Annotated in this window: 11 protein-coding genes and 3 pseudogenes; 4 read left to right on the top strand and 10 right to left on the bottom strand. The window is 59.0% G+C overall.

Annotated features, from left to right (window positions below; all coding sequences use genetic code 11):
* Window positions 1–359: 359 nt before the first annotated feature.
* Complete coding sequence (locus ACVMB1_RS01110; protein ID WP_456848025.1) at window positions 360–1,250, bottom strand: 3-keto-5-aminohexanoate cleavage protein; 891 nt, start codon at window positions 1,248–1,250, stop codon at window positions 360–362.
* Window positions 1,251–2,510: 1,260 nt separating this feature from the next.
* Window positions 2,511–2,888, bottom strand: a pseudogene (locus ACVMB1_RS01105) (IS5/IS1182 family transposase); the annotation flags it as partial.
* Window positions 2,889–3,341: 453 nt separating this feature from the next.
* Between ACVMB1_RS01105 and nodU the strand changes: the two are divergent.
* The gene (nodU, locus tag ACVMB1_RS01100) at window positions 3,342–5,021 is read left to right on the top strand and encodes a nodulation protein NodU (RefSeq protein ID WP_456848023.1); all 1,680 of its coding nucleotides are present in this window, start codon (window positions 3,342–3,344) and stop codon (window positions 5,019–5,021) included.
* Window positions 5,022–5,044: 23 nt separating this feature from the next.
* Here nodU and ACVMB1_RS01095 read toward each other — a convergent pair whose 3' ends face one another.
* The gene (locus ACVMB1_RS01095; RefSeq protein ID WP_456848021.1) at window positions 5,045–5,236 is read right to left on the bottom strand and encodes a hypothetical protein; all 192 of its coding nucleotides are present in this window, start codon (window positions 5,234–5,236) and stop codon (window positions 5,045–5,047) included.
* Window positions 5,237–5,389: 153 nt separating this feature from the next.
* Here ACVMB1_RS01095 and ACVMB1_RS01090 point away from each other — a divergent pair.
* A protein-coding gene (locus ACVMB1_RS01090; protein ID WP_456849850.1) for an IS630 family transposase occupies window positions 5,390–6,549 on the top strand; the annotation gives its coding sequence in 2 pieces (ribosomal slippage) (window positions 5,390–5,921 and window positions 5,921–6,549; 1,161 coding nt in all).
* 169 nt (window positions 6,550–6,718) lie between these two features.
* Here the strand turns inward: ACVMB1_RS01090 and ACVMB1_RS01085 are convergent.
* Together ACVMB1_RS01085 and ACVMB1_RS01080 are read right to left on the bottom strand one after the other, a co-directional pair.
* Window positions 6,719–8,128, bottom strand: a complete 1,410-nt coding sequence (locus ACVMB1_RS01085) for an LLM class flavin-dependent oxidoreductase (RefSeq protein ID WP_456848019.1) — start codon at window positions 8,126–8,128, stop codon at window positions 6,719–6,721.
* Between the two features lie 919 nt (window positions 8,129–9,047).
* Window positions 9,048–9,287 carry a transposase gene (locus tag ACVMB1_RS01080; protein ID WP_456848017.1) on the bottom strand — a complete coding sequence of 80 codons (240 nt, stop codon included), beginning with the start codon at window positions 9,285–9,287 and terminating at the stop codon, window positions 9,048–9,050.
* An 82-nt stretch (window positions 9,288–9,369) separates the two neighbouring features.
* On the opposite strand from ACVMB1_RS01080, the pseudogene ACVMB1_RS01075 reads away from it, so the two are divergent.
* A pseudogene (locus tag ACVMB1_RS01075) lies at window positions 9,370–9,553 on the top strand (IS110 family transposase); the annotation flags it as partial.
* 129 nt (window positions 9,554–9,682) lie between these two features.
* On the opposite strand, the gene istB reads toward ACVMB1_RS01075, so the two are convergent.
* Together istB and istA are read right to left on the bottom strand one after the other, a co-directional pair.
* A complete protein-coding gene (gene istB / locus ACVMB1_RS01070; RefSeq protein WP_225649550.1) occupies window positions 9,683–10,495 on the bottom strand; it encodes an IS21-like element helper ATPase IstB in 813 nt (270 codons plus the stop codon).
* The gene (gene istA, locus ACVMB1_RS01065) at window positions 10,492–12,006 is read right to left on the bottom strand and encodes an IS21 family transposase (RefSeq protein WP_456794397.1); all 1,515 of its coding nucleotides are present in this window, start codon (window positions 12,004–12,006) and stop codon (window positions 10,492–10,494) included. The genes istB and istA overlap by 4 nt, the downstream gene beginning before the upstream one ends.
* A gap of 197 nt (window positions 12,007–12,203) precedes the next feature.
* Here istA and ACVMB1_RS01060 point away from each other — a divergent pair.
* A pseudogene (locus ACVMB1_RS01060) lies at window positions 12,204–13,082 on the top strand (IS110 family RNA-guided transposase); the annotation flags it as partial.
* Between the two features lie 1,169 nt (window positions 13,083–14,251).
* Here the strand turns inward: ACVMB1_RS01060 and ACVMB1_RS01055 are convergent.
* The 3 genes from ACVMB1_RS01055 to ACVMB1_RS01045 all read right to left on the bottom strand — a co-directional run bounded on the left by ACVMB1_RS01055 (window position 14,252) and on the right by ACVMB1_RS01045 (window position 17,745).
* Window positions 14,252–15,607, bottom strand: a complete 1,356-nt coding sequence (locus tag ACVMB1_RS01055) for an LLM class flavin-dependent oxidoreductase (RefSeq protein ID WP_456848015.1) — start codon at window positions 15,605–15,607, stop codon at window positions 14,252–14,254.
* Window positions 15,608–16,309: 702 nt separating this feature from the next.
* A complete protein-coding gene (locus ACVMB1_RS01050) occupies window positions 16,310–16,654 on the bottom strand; it encodes a hypothetical protein (RefSeq protein ID WP_141343480.1) in 345 nt (114 codons plus the stop codon).
* Entirely contained in the window at window positions 16,654–17,745 is a 1,092-nt protein-coding gene (locus ACVMB1_RS01045) for an IS5 family transposase (protein WP_069276043.1), read from the bottom strand. Before ACVMB1_RS01045 ends, ACVMB1_RS01050 begins: the two co-directional genes overlap by 1 nt.
* Window positions 17,746–17,875 lie beyond the last annotated feature (130 nt).

Below are 17,875 nucleotides of genomic sequence, written 5' to 3'. Positions count from 1 at the left end.
CTTCTCTGCAGCACAGCCGCCAAGCAGTCGTTGCGCTTCTGCTTGAGCTTAGGCATGGTGTGGTTCTCGCCTCGCGAGGCTAACTGCTAAGTAGGTTCGTCTAGGGGAACCATCGGTGAGCTCGAGCACCTCGTTGAGCTTCAGCCGGCGCGCCGACAGCCGTCGATACGTCAGCCGCGTGTTGGCCAGCATCTCGTACACGCACTCGACCGAACCAGGCAACAGACCGTACAGCCGCTCGTCCACTTCGTTGGAGACGAGCCGTGCCGCTCGAGCGCATCCTGTACCGCGGCCACGCTGCAGTTCAACCGCTCACGACTGAGTCTCAGAGTGATCTTTTCGGCATGGGCTCCGACCTCTCAGGCATGAACTTTGAGCGCGAGCTTCTTCCGTACCTCGTCTGGGCTCATCACCCGCACCTCGATTCGCTCGAGAATTTCTACCGCCCTCTGCACGAGCTCAGAGTTAGTTGCCAGCCGCCCACGCGACAGGTACAGGTTGTCCTCTAGCCCTACCCGCACGTTTGCACCGACTAACGGTGCCAAGGCCGCATACGGAAGCTGCATTCGTCCAATCGAGAAAGTCGAGTAGACGGCGCACGGCGGAAGGCGGTGCACCAGCGCCATAAGCGTAGTTGGGTCGCCGGGAGCGCCATACGGAATTCCCATGCACAACTGTATCAACGGCGGATCGTCAATCAGTCCCTCTTTGATCAAATCGTGCGCCATCACCAGATCACCGGTATCAAACACCTCGAGCTCGGCGCGCACCCCAAGCTTTTGAAGGCGCGCAGCCATCGCGCGCACCGTCGCGGGGGTATTGACCACGATCAACTCGTCGCCGCTGCCGTAGTTCAGCGTCCCACAATCCAATGTGCAGATCTCAGGACGCAGCTCTTCAACATGAATCAGCCGCTCATGCGCGCCCGCCATGTCCGTCCCCGGCGCTGGCGGCAGCGGAAATTCCGCCCCACCCAGCACGAGGGCGCACCCCATTCCCGCAGTCAGGTTGATTACCGGATTCACATCTGACGTTCTAATGCGTTGCACCACTTCCCGGTATAGCGCCGGATCCCGCGAACCTCGCCCGGTCTCGGGATCACGCACATGGATGTGCAGCACCGCAGCCCCCGTTCGCGCCGCCTCGATCCCCGAGTCAGCGATCTGCTCCGGGGTTACCGGTACATTCGTATAATTCGGCCTTCCCCCGCCTCCTGTGAGCGCACAGGTGATAAATACCTCGGAGATCATCCCTACTTCTCCTTTCGTTGAAAACTTGACCTGTCCCAAGCCGAACCAGAGCGGCAATAGGTTTATCGCCTGATGTGCACCGCTTTTCGATTTCCGAGCATCAGCGCATTGATCGGCATCAATCAGGGAGACCTCACCGAGCCTCCTGACGATAGAGACGCGGCGAACTTCGGCGCAGACAGCAAAATCCCAGCAATGGGCGTGCCACTCGCCGAATGCCGTGTGCGGCTTGCCTCAAGAGACATGTAGCTCGCAGCCTCCTCGGAACGCCGCTGCAGGTTGTCGGTGTTCCGAGGTTGCTGTAGTCAACCGAGCAGGCGGGCATGACAGATGGACACCTCTTGTGGTATCGGTCGCCCCCATGTCGAGCTTCAACACTATCTAGTGATGGATGATACGCAGATAGACAGAGTGAATCTCTGGCATGATTTTCTGGGCGATCGCGCGGTGATGACGGGCTCCACCTGCCGTAGCGACGCTAGCTTTTTTGAAGCGTGCGCGCCATCGCGCCCAAGAGGCGGGAATTGCCAGAGAAGCACAGTTCAAGGCTTTTCGGTCTGCAGCCTCACCATACCCGCAGATTCAAGCTCTGGACTAATCCGTCTTTGTCGCGAATCTGCGTGATGTGGTCGGCTTTATTCCGATCCGACTGACAAGGCCAAGGTACTTGCGTCGATGAGAAGGAGCCCGCCGATCCATGCTTCAGAAACTCGCGCGACTTTGTCAGCGACTTTCGGCATGATCACTAAGGCGCGCTTCAGACGCGCCGCCCCCGGAGGCCAGTTTTATCATTCCGGCCGTCTTACGATGATTAACCTAACCCGAATTTGAACTATCCGCATACTCTCGATGATCAGCTCAGGCTTAGCGTCGCGGCTTCGGTTTCGTCGCGGCGATCTTTGCTAGAGAGATGGCTCGCGGATTGTCGCCGAATGTAGCGCACGCAAACACTTTGGCGTGTTCCAGACATCGGGTACGTTTGGTTTCTGACGCAGCACCCGCTCCGACCACGAGATAATTTCGAGTTCCCGCAAGCATGCCGGCGAGCGGCCCAGCGCATTTCACCCGACTCTTGGTAGCCGACCTCGTCCTGATGCGCGGATGCATTGTCGCAAGTCGTTCGGTACTGATCCGGTTGTGCAATGGCGATCAGCTAATTTGCCCGGGCATCCGTATTGGACGAGCGCCATTACTTGATCTCAGGCGGTGCGATGTGCGGCTGCAGTTCAGCGATCGTGTATCCTCTGTCCGGCGGACAAATCCCTCGATCAGTCCGGCGGCTTGCGGTGCATCGCCCTTCTGGCTTGCGGTGAGCGCCAACCTCACAAGACATCCCAAGCCACGAACGGCAATATGTATATTCGTGCCCTGGGCGCCGCGCGAGCGGCCAAGCCCCTGATCTTCGGGCCCCTTTTCGCTCCGACGGCGTGGTGAGGCGCCTGGACTTTGAGAATCGACGACCAGATGTTTGAGATCTGGATCATCGGACATCGCCTCGAAGATCTGCCATCAAACACCCTTGGTGATCCATGGCTGATGCGCCGGAGCACGTTGTCCCACTCCCTAAGCGGCAGATCACACCAGGGAGAGCGCCGTACGCACGATGCGAGGCAGACCTTCAACGAACATCCGGTTATCTCACCCCATCGAGCTGCCCCTCTGGCCAGGCAGAGACGATCAGCGGCGCCACGTCGTTCAGAAAGCCAATCGATCCATGTTAACAAGCCCGCCTCCCTGAAAAGCATTGAACCTGATTTGCCCCTAAAGATTCTTAGAGTTCACACCGCCCAGTCGCTGGCGCAAATCCTGCATCGCTACGGGTGAGAGCGACAGAATGAGAGGCGCGTTCGGACGTCAATCTTTCAAGCGACGGCGGTCGGCCAAGGCGGCCAGCGCACCAAACGGAAGTGGAAAGCCGGTTGCCGACCAAGACCGATCAACAAGGAGTTTCAAGGATTGCGCGTCAGTGCGCAAAAGGGAGTTTGCGTGGCACTCCTAGACGTTCAATGAGGATCGCTTGTTCGCCATTTCGGAGTACGATTCGACGTTTCGATTCCATCGATTGCTGGTGTTTAGACATGGAGGCACACTATGCGTATCTGCGGCATCAAATTGACCCATGACGGAGCCGTCGCTCTTGTCGAGGACCGACGGCTTATCTTTAGTGTCGAACAAGAAAAGCGGAGCAACAATTCACGGTATCAAGTCATCGAAAATCTCGACGCAGTTGTCCTCGCTCTAGCGGAGCACAATATGGCTCCGCGGGATGTTGATGAGTTCGTTATCGACGGCTGGGCAGGGGACGTAGAGTCGCGCTTCGAGGTCCTCAGTGGACCATCGCCCATCACTCTCAGAGGAGGGCCTTATCTCGAGCGGCATGCCGAGGGTCTGCTCAATTCGCACGACGGATTTGGCCTTATGCTCGACGGCGACGACTTTCCTTATCGAAGTTATCCGCACGTAACAGGCCATGTGGCCTCAGCATACTGTACGAGTCCCTTCGCCCAGGCCGGACAACCCGCGTGCTGCTTAGTATGGGACGGCGGCATGTTTCCACGTCTCTACTATGTAGAACCCCGAGGCGCCCGGTTCATGGAGTGCCTGTTCCCGATGAATGGGCACGCTTATGTTGTAGCTGGTCACCATTTCGGGCCGTATAAGAGAGCGAACTACACTGGCTGGGGGGACCGGGGTATCGCCGGCAAGGTGATGGCTTTCATCGCGCTAGGGTCTGTTGATGAAAATATTGTGGCGGTATTTCGGGAACTTTACGAAAAGCGCTTTGCGGCCGACTCGAAGCTCGCCCGTCATTATCGAGGGGACATTAACAGCGCTGAGGCGTCGCTTGCAGCTCTGCATGGCTTTTTCAATGCCAGCACGCCGCGGCTGGAAGGCACGCCACCCGAAGATGTGCTTGCATCGTTTCATTGTTTCCTTGAGGATCTAATCCTGCGCGAAATAGCGATTGCTTTGCAGCGGCATCCAGGTCTTCCGGGATCGAGAAATTTGTGTATAGGCGGCGGCTGCGGTCTCAACATCAAATGGAACAGTGCACTACGGGCGACCGGCCTATTCGATGCTGTTTGGGTGCCTCCCTTTCCGAATGATAGCGGCTCGGCGATTGGTGCTGCTTGCTCCGCAATGGCGGAGCAGAAAGGCTTCGTGCCGTTGGAATGGTCGGTCTACAGCGGCCCAGCTCTGCAAGATAGCGAAATGCCACCCGAATGGGAGGCCACGCGGTGCAGCATAGGTGAAGTTGCTAGCATCCTAGCTAGCAACAAACCAGTGGTTTTTCTTACCGGCCGCGCCGAGCTTGGGCCCCGGGCTTTGGGTGGCAGAAGCATTCTCGCGGCCGCGACTTCGCCGGTAATGAAGGATCACCTTAATGACATCAAACTTCGCGAATACTTTCGGCCAGTGGCGCCGATCTGTCTGGAGGATCGCGCCCCGGAAATTTTTAGGCCTGGCACGCCAGACCCGTATATGCTTTTCGATCACCAGACGCGAGCGAAATGGCGAGACAAAATACCGGCCGTTGTACATCTCGATGGATCTGCGCGGTTGCAGACCGTTCCTCGAACCTCTCACCACAAAGTCGCCGCGCTTCTCGTGGAATATGAAAAGCTCACTGGCATTCCGCTGCTTTGTAATACGAGCGCGAACCTTCCCGGACGTGGTTTTTTTCCGGATGCCGCAACGGCCTGCCAGTGGGGACGCGTTGAAAACATATGGTGCGAAGGCCTGCTCTGGAAACAAACTCTCGCAAGCTAGCGATCCTCCGCCCAACGGCTTCGTTAGGCTAGTACCGTGACACAGTGATTTTGACTGGTTGCACGCTGGTCACAATAGCTCGGCAACTGGCGCGGATCAACGAGGAGCTCGATGCTGCGAGCGGCCCTCGGTTGCCTTCTGATGAAGCCTTCGCGTTCGAGCGTCAGCACCATCTGGTGAACGGAGGGCGGGCTGACGCGAAAATATTGCTGCATGTCGGCTTCGGCCGGTGGCCGGCGATGCAGGCGCGTGTAGAGGTGGATAAACGCCAGATACTACCCCTGCTTGGGCGTGAAGGTTTTTGCAGCAAGACTCACACCGGCCGTCCGATTCAGCTGTTCGTCCATGCCTCAGACGAGGAGGCAGGGATGAATGTACGCTATCGGGTCGAACTGAGCCAAACCGAGCGGACCGAACTCACAGCGCTTTTGAGTGGCGGTAAGCACGCCGCGCGCAAGCTCAAGCGAGCACAGGTTTTGCTGGCAGCCGATGCGGGCGCCAGCGACGACGCAATTGCCACCAGTGTCGGTGTCAGCGGCTCGACAATCTATCGGACCAAGCGCCGCTTCGTGCTCGGCAACCTGGAGGCAGCGCTCAGCGAGGAACCGCGCCCCGGAGCGGACCGCAAGCTCTCGGGCAAGGAGGAGGCGCTGTTGGTTGCAACGGCCTGCTCAAACCCGCCAGTAGGCCGTGCGCGCTGGACCCTGGAGCGCTTGGCGGGCGAATTGGTCAGGCTTACCGAGCACGATACCATCTCTCGGGAGACCGTGCGCCGGCGCCTGGCCGAAAACGAGCTCAAGCCCTGGCGCAAGGACATGTGGTGCATTCCGCAGGTCGATGGCGAGTTCGTCGCCCGCATGGAGGATGTGCTCGACCTTTATGCCGAAAAATCCGATCCGAAGCCCCGGTCGTCTGCTTTGACGAAAGCCCGACCCAACTCATGGGCGAAGTAAGCCGGCCGATCCCGGCCAAAGTGGGCCAGCTCGAGCGCTACGATTGCGATTACAAGCGCAATGGCACCGTCAATCTGTTCATCTTCTTCGACGCGCACCGGTCCTGGCGCACGGTCAAAGTCACCGACAGCCGCGGCGCCGTCGACTTCGCCGCCTGCATGCGCGAACTCACCGATGTTTACTTCCCAAAGGCAGAGCGCATCCGCGTCGTGTTGGACAATCTGTCCACCCACTCCGCCGGCGCGCTTTATCAAGCCTTCCCGCCGGCCAAAGCGCGTCGCATTCTGCGCCGGCTCAAGTTCCACTGCGTCCCCAAGCATGCCAGCTGGCTAAACATAGTCGAGATCGAGATCGGCGTGCTGCGCAGCCAATGCTTGGATCGGCGGATTGAATCCAAACAACGCCTCGTATCCGAGGTCGCGGCCTGGGAGCGACAACGCAATACCTCCCGCGCCCGCATCAAATGGATGTTCGCAACCGCGCAAGCCCGAACCAAAATAGGTCGGCTTGCCTTTCGCAGATGGCGCCAACATGCCCTCCGCCAAAGAAGCATAATCACCGTGCAGCGATACTAGCAGCTTTCGGCATGTCAGGACGAGAGATGAGATATGACATGTCTGAATTAACGAAGTCTTCGCCAAGCAGAATGACGTTGCTGCCGGCAATGAAACTGCAAAACTCTGGAGGCTTTCGACCCAAAATCTTGCAATCTCAAAACGTCTTCTACAAAAACTCGAAACTCTCTTAGGGTCTGACGGCTCCTTCACGGGCGACAGCCGAACTTGCCGCCGTATAACCCCTGCCACTACTGCCTATACTTGCCTGCGTGTATCGATTAAGCGGTCGGTTCAGACCAAGGTTCTCTCGTAGGGTTTGCCCGGAATACCCGGACCTGAACTTCCCTCGTCGGCGCAATTGGGGAATGACGAGTTCAATGAAATCCTTGAATCCGGCGGGGCTCGCAGGGATTACGTTAAATCCATCAGCCGCACGTCGGTCAAACATATCCACCATAACGTCGGCAATTTCATCTGGCGTTCCAACAACCATGAGTTGACTCTTTGCGTCGGATATGCGCCGGATCAATTGCCTCCAAGTGAGTTTCTGGCGCACGGCTAAGTCAAGCAGCAACTTCTGAGTGCTTTGAATGAAGTTCGTCTGCGGTAACGACTCGGGGACCAATGAGTCAAGATTCATTGAACGTAGATCGGTGACAAACCCCAGCAAGCGACTCGCCACTCCTATTTGGACGTCGATGTGCGTATACGTTTGCAGTCTTTGCAGCGTCTCAGAAGCTTCTCGCTTCGTCCTCCCAACAATCGGAACGATGCCCGGCATGACTAGCACCTGGTCGTCAGCGCGCCCAAGTTCGCGCGCTTTCTGTTTGAGTGTTGAGTAGTATCGTTTGCCATGCTCTAAGTAAGGCGCGGACGCGAAGGCGACCTCGGCAAATTCTGCCGCGAAGTCTATTCCGGCATCGGACGCACCGGCCTGAACCAACACGGGATGGCCTTGAGGCGGCCGTGCGATATTGAGTGGACCTCTGACTGAGAAATGGCTCCCTCGGTGCTCGAGCAAATGCAGCTTCGTAGTGTCCGCGAAGACCCCACTTTGCTTGTCGCGAACGAAGGCGTCGTCTTCCCACGAGTCCCAAAGCCCCTTAACAACTTCTACGAATTCTCTTGCACGAGCATAGCGCCCGTCGTGGTCGGGAAGCTCGCGATCCCCGAAATTGGGTGCTTCGAACTTACCTCCCGATGTAACAATGTTCCACGCCGCACGTCCCCGCGACAGGTGATCAAGTGAGGCGAACATGCGTGCTAGGTGATAAGGCTGATGGTACGTCGTCGTCGCTGTCGCGACAAGGCCAATGTTTTGTGTTCTCGATGAAAGCGCCGACAACAGCGTGATTGGCTCCAAGAGATCTTTTCGGCTTCCACGGGCCATGTGTCCGCGATCTCGATCTAACACGCTTGGGCTGTCGGCCACAAATACGAAGTGAAAAGCCGCGTCTTCGGCAATTGCTCCGAGATGGGTATAATGGTCGATATCAACACCACCATTCGCTGGTACGCTCGGATCGCGCCACGCACCTTCGTGAGATTCCGCCTGAACGAGGAAAAGTCCGAGCTTCATTTGGTTATCGATTCGCATGCTGCATCTCCATTTGAACTAACTTTCCTCACGCAGCGGTCAGTTAGCGGGCCATGTCCAATGATACAAGAAACATATCCGTCTCAACACCCGTGTTTCGTAGTAACCAAAGATGCGAACGGAGGTCCATATGCCTTTCATCATTCGCCTCCACGTAGACCGAGAACTGCCAACGTTAGCCCGACTTGCGCGCGCAAGAACTCTGCGACAAGCGAGCGCATTGATCGAGGCCATGAGTCTGTGGCTGAGATTTCATGCCGAACTCCTCACAAGTCACGTTTGGCCGACCGGACGGCTCGTCACCCTGAACGTGACATGCTTCGGTAACTGGATCAATTGCTAGGCTTGGTAGTTGATCGAGGTGTAAATTGCTGCATCCGCTAAAGGGATGATGCTGCATGAAACGATGCGATCATTCTTGATACCTGTGAAGTTGGGAGACATACCCACTCGCCTCGACAAAGCACGTGACTTGGCTCTTTAGCGTCATCCGATTTGAAATTCGTTCTGGCGAAGATTTCGAGGCAGGCGCAATTGCTTGTCGGAAGAATAAGACACCATCCGATCGCCTGAACAGATCATTCGGGATCATGCGGGAGCAGAAAGCCGCAAACACGATACGCGGCTTTGGCCTGACGGTTACCAGAACCAGATTGCCTCGCGGGTTGTATCGAACAGCCGCATCTTATCGTCGCAGCCGCGCTTTGATGGGTATGTAGCAGTTGCTCGCGGGTTTTCGAGAATCAGCCTCCAAGAGGCGGCTACACCACAATGAGCTCGCAATCGTGCTCGCGAACAACCTTTCCCGCATCGCCTCGGCAGTGCTAGCCAAAGAACGCCTTCGAGCTGACGAGGATCGGCGGTGCAACGTCCGATTCGCCTGATCCTCGAGCCGTGCTCGGCGCTATCAAGCCGCAGCCTAGCGACACCCAGCCAGCCGCGTGATCTCGACGGGAACGAGAGCAGGCACGGTATCTCCGCCCACTCGCCCCTCGCGCGCTTGTCGACGCCAGGTGAACAGCAGGCTATGAGCCACCCCGTGCCGGCTTGCCACCCCCGCAGACCGTCTCGCCGGGCTGCAAGGTCTCTTCGACAAGCGAACCTTCTCGTCGTAACGCCATCGCCGCCGACGCTCGGCGCCCAACACATTGACCTGCATTCCCAACGTGACCTTAAAGCTAGACTAATGGGATGGTCCAGCCGTGATCCCGCCCCGCCAGCCAAAAACAAGGAGCCACACCATGTCTGCTGCAAACACTGCGATCGCCGTGATTGGTATCGATATCGGCAAAACTCGTACCGCGTCGTGGCCACGACGCGCGTGGCGCCATCGTGCTGCGGCCAAAGTGGTCGCGTTACCAAGTGGAAGCTCGACTCGCCAATATGTCGCGTTGCCTCATCGGCATGGAGGCCTGCGTCGGTGCACTGTAGCGCGTCGATCTGGATGGGAAGGCGCGGCAATCTGGATGGCGAGTCAGTGTCGCGGCGGAGTGATGATTGCCGCGCAGATTGTCGCGCGCAAGAGTTTTGTTGAGCTCTGATTGTCGCGGAGCGTCAATCAGCGACAGTTTTGGGTGTCGCGTGCGAGGGCGGGCGTCCCGGACCGCGTTTTCGTTCGAGCGCGGTGCGCCTGCGATAGCTCTCGACGTTCATCTCAACGATGGTGGCGTGGTGAACGAGACGATCGATGGCGGCGAGCGTCATGGCGGGGTCCGGGAAGACCTTGTTCCATTCGCCGAAGGGCTGATTGGCGGTGATCAGCATCGAGCGGCGCTCGTAGCGTGCGCTGATGAGTTCGAACAGCACGCTGGTCTCGGCCTGGTCCTTGGTGACGTAGGCAAGATCATCGAGGATCAGGAGATCGAAGCGATCAAGGCGGCTGACGGCCGCCTCGAGGTTGAGCTCACGCCGCGCCACCTGAAGCTTCTGGACGAGATCGGTGGTGCGGGTGAAGAGGACACGCCATCCGTTCTCGATGAGGGCCAGGCCGATAGCTGCCGCCAAGTGGCTCTTGCCGCCGCCGGGCGGCCCGAACAGGAGCAAATTAGCGCCCTTGCCCAGCCAGCTGTCACCGGCGGCGAGCGCCATCACCTGCGCCTTCGAGATCATCGGCACGGCCTCGAAGTCGAAGCTGTCGAAGGTCTTCCCGGCTGGCAGCCGCGCCTCGACGAGATGGCGCTCGGTGCGCCGGCGACCGCGTTCGGCGATCTCGTGCTCGGCAACGGTGGCGAGGAAGCGGGCCGCCGGCCAACCTTCCTTGTCGGATTGCTCGGCAAATTGCGCCCACAGCACCTTGATGGCTGGCAGCCGGAGCTCGTTGAGCAACAGATTGAGGCGCGCGGTATCAACGGTGTTGGCCACGCTCATGCGTCACCTCCGATCTCGGCGGTACCGATGAGGCATTCGTAGGTGGCAAGCGGCGCGAGCTGCACCACGACGTTCGGCAGGTGGGCGGGGTCGGGAGCGAAGTGAGCGCGCAGCCGGTTGAGTTCGGGCAGTCGGCCGGCGTCAAGATCGGCCGTGAGCTGATCGGCGAGTTCGGCCTCGCAGCCGCGCTCATGAGCGAGCGCGAGAAGATCGACCATGATCCGGCAGGCCTTCTTGTCCGGCCAGCGCTCGCGCAATCGGTCGAAGGTTCTCCGATAGCCCTCGCGCGGGAACAGCCTGTCTCGATAAACCAGATTGAGAAGCGCCATTGGCTTGCGCCGCAGGGAATGGATCACGTGCCGATAATCGACGACCTGATCGTACTTGCCATTGGGATGCGGTCGCCCGCGCGGCAAGGTCAGGAGGTGCGTGCCACCGACGAACACGTCGAGGTGATCGTCATAGAGCCGCGCCCGCAGCCGGTGACCGATCAGGCGCGATGGCACCGTGTAGAACACCTTGCGTAGGGTGAAGCCGCCCGATGACGTCACGCGGACGATCACCTCTTCGTAGTCCGAGGTCCGGCGATCGGGCAGCTCCTGCAACACCACGCGCTCGCTATCGATTCGCTTGGCGTTGCGGGCGTTGCGGCGGCTGACGATCTCGTCGATGAAGCCGCGATAGGTAGCAAGATCGTCGAAGTCGACAGTTCCGCGCAGCAGCAAGGCGTCCGCGATTGCTCGCTTGAGATGACCGTGGGGCCCTTCGATCGAGCCATTCTCGTGGGCGACGCCTCGATTGTTGCGGGAGGGACGCATGCCGTAGTGGGCACAAAGGGCCTCGTATCGCTGCGTCAGATCGTCCCGTGCATCGCGATCGAGATTGCAGAATGCGGCCGACAGGCTGTCGGTCCGATGCTCCCGCGGCGCCCCACCGAGCGACCAGAGAGCGTTCTGCAGGCCTTCGGCCAGGGCAACGAAGCTCTCGCCGCCAAGCACGACGTGGGCGTGCTCGAACCCGCAATAGGCCAAACGGAAGTGATACAGACGATGATCCAGCGGCGTGTCCGCGATCGTAACACCCAACTCGCCCATGTCGGTGAAGTCGGAGAGGCCGAGCTGGCCGGGCTCGTGGGTTTGGCGGAAGATCACCTCCTGCTCCTCGCCGTGGATCGCCCGCCAGGCACGGATACGACGTTCCAGGGTACGACGGATACCGGTGCCGAGATCAGGATGACGTCGGAGCATCTCCTCGAAGACCGCCACCGGGCGTAAGCCAGGTGCCGCCTTCAGGATCGGGACGATCTCGGTATCGAACACGTCGCTCAGCGGGTCGGGTCGTCGCCGGCCGCGGGGAGCCTTCTTTTGCGATGGAAGTCGGGGATCTCTCTCGATCCGATAGGCGGTCGACGCACTGAATGACGCCTTGGCCGCCGCCACTGGCGGGCTATCGGTCTGACGGTACTTCATGTAGAGCCTCATTTGGTGATCTGTGATGTGTCGGCCGGGCAAGCGAGTGATTCCTCTTGGCGGAAGAACCACTTGCATAACCTGCCGGCCGCGATCACCAGTCGGCGCGGTCCCTCGCGGATCGCGCCGACGCCGGGCTCGTAACTCCGGTCGGGCTACGCCCTCCCTACGTCACGAGCCCGGCGAAACTCTCTCACCTTGATTGACGCGCTCTTCCATCCTGATCGCCGCGCGACAGTGCACATCACCTGAGCCTCAGACTCGCATCGCTTGGTCACGATGCCAGACTGATGCCGGCCAAATACGTACGCCGCCCCTACAAGGGACAGAAGAACGACTTCAATAATGCCAAGGCGATTGCCGAGGCCATGCAGCGCCCGACGATGACGTTCGTCGCGACGAAGACCGCCGAGCAGCTCGATCTGCAGGCATTGCATCGGGTGCGCGAGCGCCTGGTGTCGCAACCCACCGGGATCATCAACCAGACTCGCGCCTTCATGTTGGAGCGCGGGATCGCCATGCGACAGGGCATCGGCTTCCTACGCACAGAACTACCCACCATTCTTGCGACGCGCGCCGATGCCCCGTCACCACGCATGTTGCGTATCATCGAGGAGTTGGCAGTCGATTGGCGCCGGTTGGATCAGCGCATCAATGGCCTATCCGAAGAGATCGAAGCCGTTGCCCGTCAGGATCAGGCCTGTTCGCGCATGATGACGGTGCCTGGCATCGGGCCGATTATTTCGAGCGCCATGGTGGCCGCGATCGGCACTGGAGACATATTCTCCAAAGGTCGCGACTTTGGCGCTTGGCTTGGAGTGGTGCCCAAACAGATTTCGACGGGAGACCGGACGATCCTTGGCAAAGTCTCGAGGCGTGGCAATCGCTACCTGCGCGTTCTATTCGTGCAGGCGGCATGGGTCGCGCTGGTCAGGATAAAGAGCCGAGAACGTTACGGGTTTACGTCCTGGATCGAAGCCGCCAGGAAGCGGCTACACCACAATGTGCTCGCTATCGCGCTCGCCAACAAACTTGCCCGCATCGCCTGGGCTGTGCTGGCTAAAGGACGCGCCTTCGAGATGACCAGGATCGGCGATGCAGACGCCCGACCCGCCTGACGGTCGCGCCGTGCTCGGCGCTGTCAAGGCGCGGCCTGGCGACGTCCAGTCAGCCGTAAGCCAAGACCCACGGCCGGCCTTGACCGCCCCCGCGCGGGACGCGATCGACGTTCTGCGGGCCGGGACGAAGGAACGGCCCCGTGGTCCGAACAAAGGAACCACGCAATATCAGGAGCAAGCGATGACATGGCCGCATCAACAGTCTCCAGCCGAGGTCTGCGAGAAGACAAGACAAAATGGAGGATCGGTCTTCCGAGCGTGTGCGGATACTGGTGACCTTAATGGCCCCTTCGAGGCCTGTAGACTAATCAGAACGCACGCGCGCTGATATCCATGATGGCCCGGACCACAAATGCTCCGATCGGAGGCCGGATACATTGATGCAAGACCGCCACTGCCAATTCGACGAATCTTCTCGCAACGCACGGCCGGACCATACATAAGGTCAAATCCTCTCGCCGCCTCGCAAACTACACAAGGCGGCCTTCGCCGGAGAGATACGCCGAAGGGGGACCACGGATACCTGCTGCATGTGGTCCACCGCCATAGCCGTCCGCCGGCTGATCCGCTCGGATTTATCGGCATTGCTGATTGGTTTGGCGTTGCAATCAGCGATACGCCAGCATCATCTGCAACCCGGCACTCCGCCGGGTGGTTACCCTGCAGCCAGATCGGCGGCCTGCGACTGCACAAGCCTGGCTTGCCGCTCATCCCACGATCTCGATCGTCGCCCGTGATCGTGGCGGCGGATATGGCGAAGCGGCAGCAAAGGCCTTGTGCACGCGCCACAAGCGGCGGCTTGATGGAACCTGAACTGCGACTGCATTTGCCCGCCTTGTAGGCCCTGCTAACTAGGAGAGTGGATCGCTCAACCAATTGCTCAATAAGACCCTTTCCTCGATCTGAGACGACGCCCACGCCAAGATCGCAGCTTGGGTTGATTTGCGCCGGCCTCACTCGTCTCTGAATATCTGATCTGCATAACCTTGGCCTATGCCGCTCACCTCAAAAGGACAAACGGCCGCGCTCCCACGGATCGTCCGCTGCTCCACAAGCGCCACCTTGGCATCCGCCCTGAAACTCCAACCGCGGCTAGACAAGAGTTCAGTGGAAGGTCACGACCCCGAAGCATGCAATCTCAAAGCCCTGCGTCGTTAAGCGCCGCTTCACTACCGACCACTTGCAGCTGCCTTCGTGAATTGATTGATTGGCCGCTTGAGACCGAGGTTCTCCCTTAATGTTTGTCCGGAGTATCCGGACCTGAATTTGCCTCGTCGTCGCAATTCGGGAAGCACGAGCTCAATAAAGTTCTTCAGTTCACCGGGACAGCTCGGCGGCAATAAGTTGAATCCGTCAGCCGCATGTTGATCAAACATATCCACCATGACATCAGCAATTTCGTCCGGTGTACCAACAACCATGAGGTGACCGCGAGTATCGGACACCAAGCGGATCAGTTGTCTCCAAGTGAATTTCTGCCGTGCAGCCAAGTTGAGCAGGACTTTTTGACGACTCTGCATGAAGTTAGTCTGCGGTAAGCTCTCGGGCACCAACGAATCGAGATCCATCAAACGCAAGTCCGTGACAAACCCAAGCGCAAGATCGGCTAATCCAATTTGCACGTCGACGTGCGTATACGACTGTAGTCTTTGAAGCTTCTCCGCCGCTTCTTCCTTCGTCCTCCCAACGATCGGGTTAATGCCGGGCATGACGAGCACCTGATCGTTCTCACGCCCAAGCGCGCGAGCTTTTTCTTTGAGGGCTGCGTAGTGTTTTTTGCCGTCCTCTAAATAAGGTGCGGCGGTAAACACGACCTCGCCGACTTCTGCACCGAACTGTACTCCCGCTTCGGATGCACCCGCCTGGACCAGCACCGGATATCCTTGAGGAGGCCTTGCGATGTTCAGAGGGCCTCTGACGGAGAAGTAGTCTCCCCGGTGATCAAGCAGATGCAGCTTTGTGGTGTCCACGAAAACACCACTTTGCTTGTCGCGAATGAAAGCGTCGTCTTCCCACGAGTCCCAAAGCCCCCTCACGACTTTGACAAATTCTCTCGCTCGAGCATACCGCACGTCATAATTTGGCAGTCCCGCGTCGCCAAAGTTTGGGGCATCGAATTTGGAGCCCGAGGTGACAATGTTCCAAGCCGCACGCCCTCGCGACAGGTGGTCCAGCGAGGCGAACATGCGTGCAATGTGATATGGCTGGTTGTAAGTGGTCGTCGCTGTCCCGACCAGGCCTATGTCTTTTGTTCTCGCCGAAAGCGCGGACAATAGCGTGATCGGTTCGAATGTATCGTTTCGGCTCACCCTAGCTATGTGTGCGTGATCTCGTTCTAATACGCCAGGGGCATCGGCGAGAAATACGAAGTGAAATGCCGCACTTTCCGCAAGTGCCGTGAGATGGGCATAATGGTCAATATCAACTCCGCCATTCGCCGGCACGCTCGGATCGCGCCACGCACCTTCGTGATGTCCCGCAGGACGGAGGAACAGTCCGAGCTTCATTTCATCACTGCGTCGCATGCGACACCTCCTTTTGAATTGGCTGCGTACCGCGAACCACCTCATCAGCGTAACGGCTATTCGGTCACATTAGACTTGCCGGTCCTCCCAAACGCATAGCTGAGCTGCGCACTATGAGCAGCGGCTGCTAGCAGCCAGGAAGCAATGTCAGACAATACCACGGAGCCATCGACCTCCGAGGGGCCCTTGAAAACGACCATCTGTGCCTTTTTGAGTTCGCCGCGTACGGCGCGGGTATCCAAGAGAGCTCACAATTGAACGGCGTGATGTCAGAAGCCTCCAAGGCCGATGCGCTCGATGGCCGAGTCAGAGCGTTCATCAAACGGCTTCAAGAGAAGGCATAGATTTCGGTCGGCGGCGTTAATACATGCGATCTCTGCACGCGAGGAGTCAGCGCGCCGATCAACAAACACGTATCTAGGTTGATGTTGCATGCCGAACTCGTTGTAACACCACGTCTGATGACGTCTGACCGGACTGAAGCTGGTGACCGGGTTGACGCCGGTCGACCAGTTAGATGACATGCTCTGACATCTCGATCAATTCCCATAGTTGATAGTTGACCGGTGGAGATTGTGTGGCGATAGGCTTATTCATGCGCACGCCCTGGCCTTGCTTATCGGTAAGTTGGAGACGGCCACCCACAGAGGCGGACGTATCCTGTAATCATCCAAACTTTATCCTAGCAGGCCGTTGAAGAACTCAGCCGCGTTCGCAAACGAAGGCTGAATCGTCGCCATTGTGGATGTAGAAGTGGCCAACGAGCCTGCCCGCAGTGCCGATCATGGCCCATCCGCGACCACAGGACGGATCATTCTCGTCGTGCCCCTCCCATGAGAACTCGGCGCAGGCCGATCCGTCGCGGGTGCCGTAGCGAGCATCCAGGAAGCCCTTGAGAGCCCCAAACGCTATTTCGCCATCGGACTTGCCACGGAAGGTGAGATGCGCCTCTCCGACAAGATCGAGGAAGTCGCTGTCCCAGTTGTCCATTTCGACGATGCGCCAGCGGCCGGCAAAGGCCGTGGCAAAGCCGGGCACCTTGGCCATCAACCGGTCTCCGCGATCAGCTTGGGCAGCCGCACCAGATTGTAGGCGGCCGCAGCGAAGGTAAAGGCCCATCCGACCCGATCACGGCCACGGAATCTGGTCTTCTCTTGCCCGGCGACCGTCTTGATCCAGCCGAATGCCTCCTCAATCCGCTTGCGGATGCGCTGGCTGACAGCATAACCGCCGTGCCGGGTCGTACGCCCGTCGATCGCAGAGCTACGGCCGCCGGTGTTCTGCGCAACATGCGGCGTCACGTTCATCGAGCGCAGCTCGTTGACGAAGTCTTCTGCATCGTAGGCTTTGTCGGCACCAAGCGTGATCGCTGTCGGTCGATCGGCACGAGGCTCGATCATGTGCAGCGCGGCCACCCGTTCGGCATGCCCACCGGCCTGCGTCAGGCAGGCGTCGACCAGCAAGCCGTGGCGGTTCTCCATCAGCCCGTGCCCGATGAAGCACAGCTTCGTCTCCTTGCCTTTCCCCTTGCGGTAGAGCCTGGCCTCCGGATCGGTGGTCGAAGCATGGGTGTCGTTGGAGCGCTTCTGGCCATGGAAGTTCGCTTCAGCATTGCGCCCGCCGCCTTGGGCCGGCGGCTCGCCGGAGCTATCCTTCGGTTTGACGCTCTTCATCGAGGCCCAGGCCTCGATCAGCGTGCCGTCGACCGAGAAGTGATCGCTCGACAGAAGCTTCTTCACCCTGGGCTGCGCCAGCACCGCCGCCAGGAACTTCGCCGCGATGTCGCCTTCCAGCAGCCGGTCGCGGTTCTTCGAGAATACCGAATGGTCCCAGGCTGCATCGTCGACTCCGATTCCGACGAACCAGCGGAACAGCAAATCATATTCCAACCGCTCCATCAGAAGTCGCTCCGAGCGGATCGAATAAAACGCCTGCAACAGCATCGCCCGCAGCAGCTTCTCCGGCGGGATCGACGGCCGTCCAATCGGCGAATAAAGGGCGGCGAACTCGTGCTCCAGCGCCGCCAGCGCCTCGTTCACGATCGTCCGGATCCCTCGCAGCGGATGATCACGCCGCACCCTTGCTTCCAGGTCGACGTAGCTGAACAGCTCGCCCGTTCGATTGTCGCCGCCGCGCACGCACCATCTCCGAATCTCGTCGGAGCCAATGAATCATGATCCTCGGTCGGCGGCGACCGCCTTTTTTCAACAGCCTGCTAGGGGTGGATTCTCATCGAAGTGCACCACTCAAGTAAAGGGCTCAGCGGCA

The organism is Bradyrhizobium sp. USDA 4504 (genome assembly GCF_054063995.1).
Note: the sequence above shows the minus strand (reverse complement) of the source record. Positions and strands in the feature narration are given on the sequence as shown.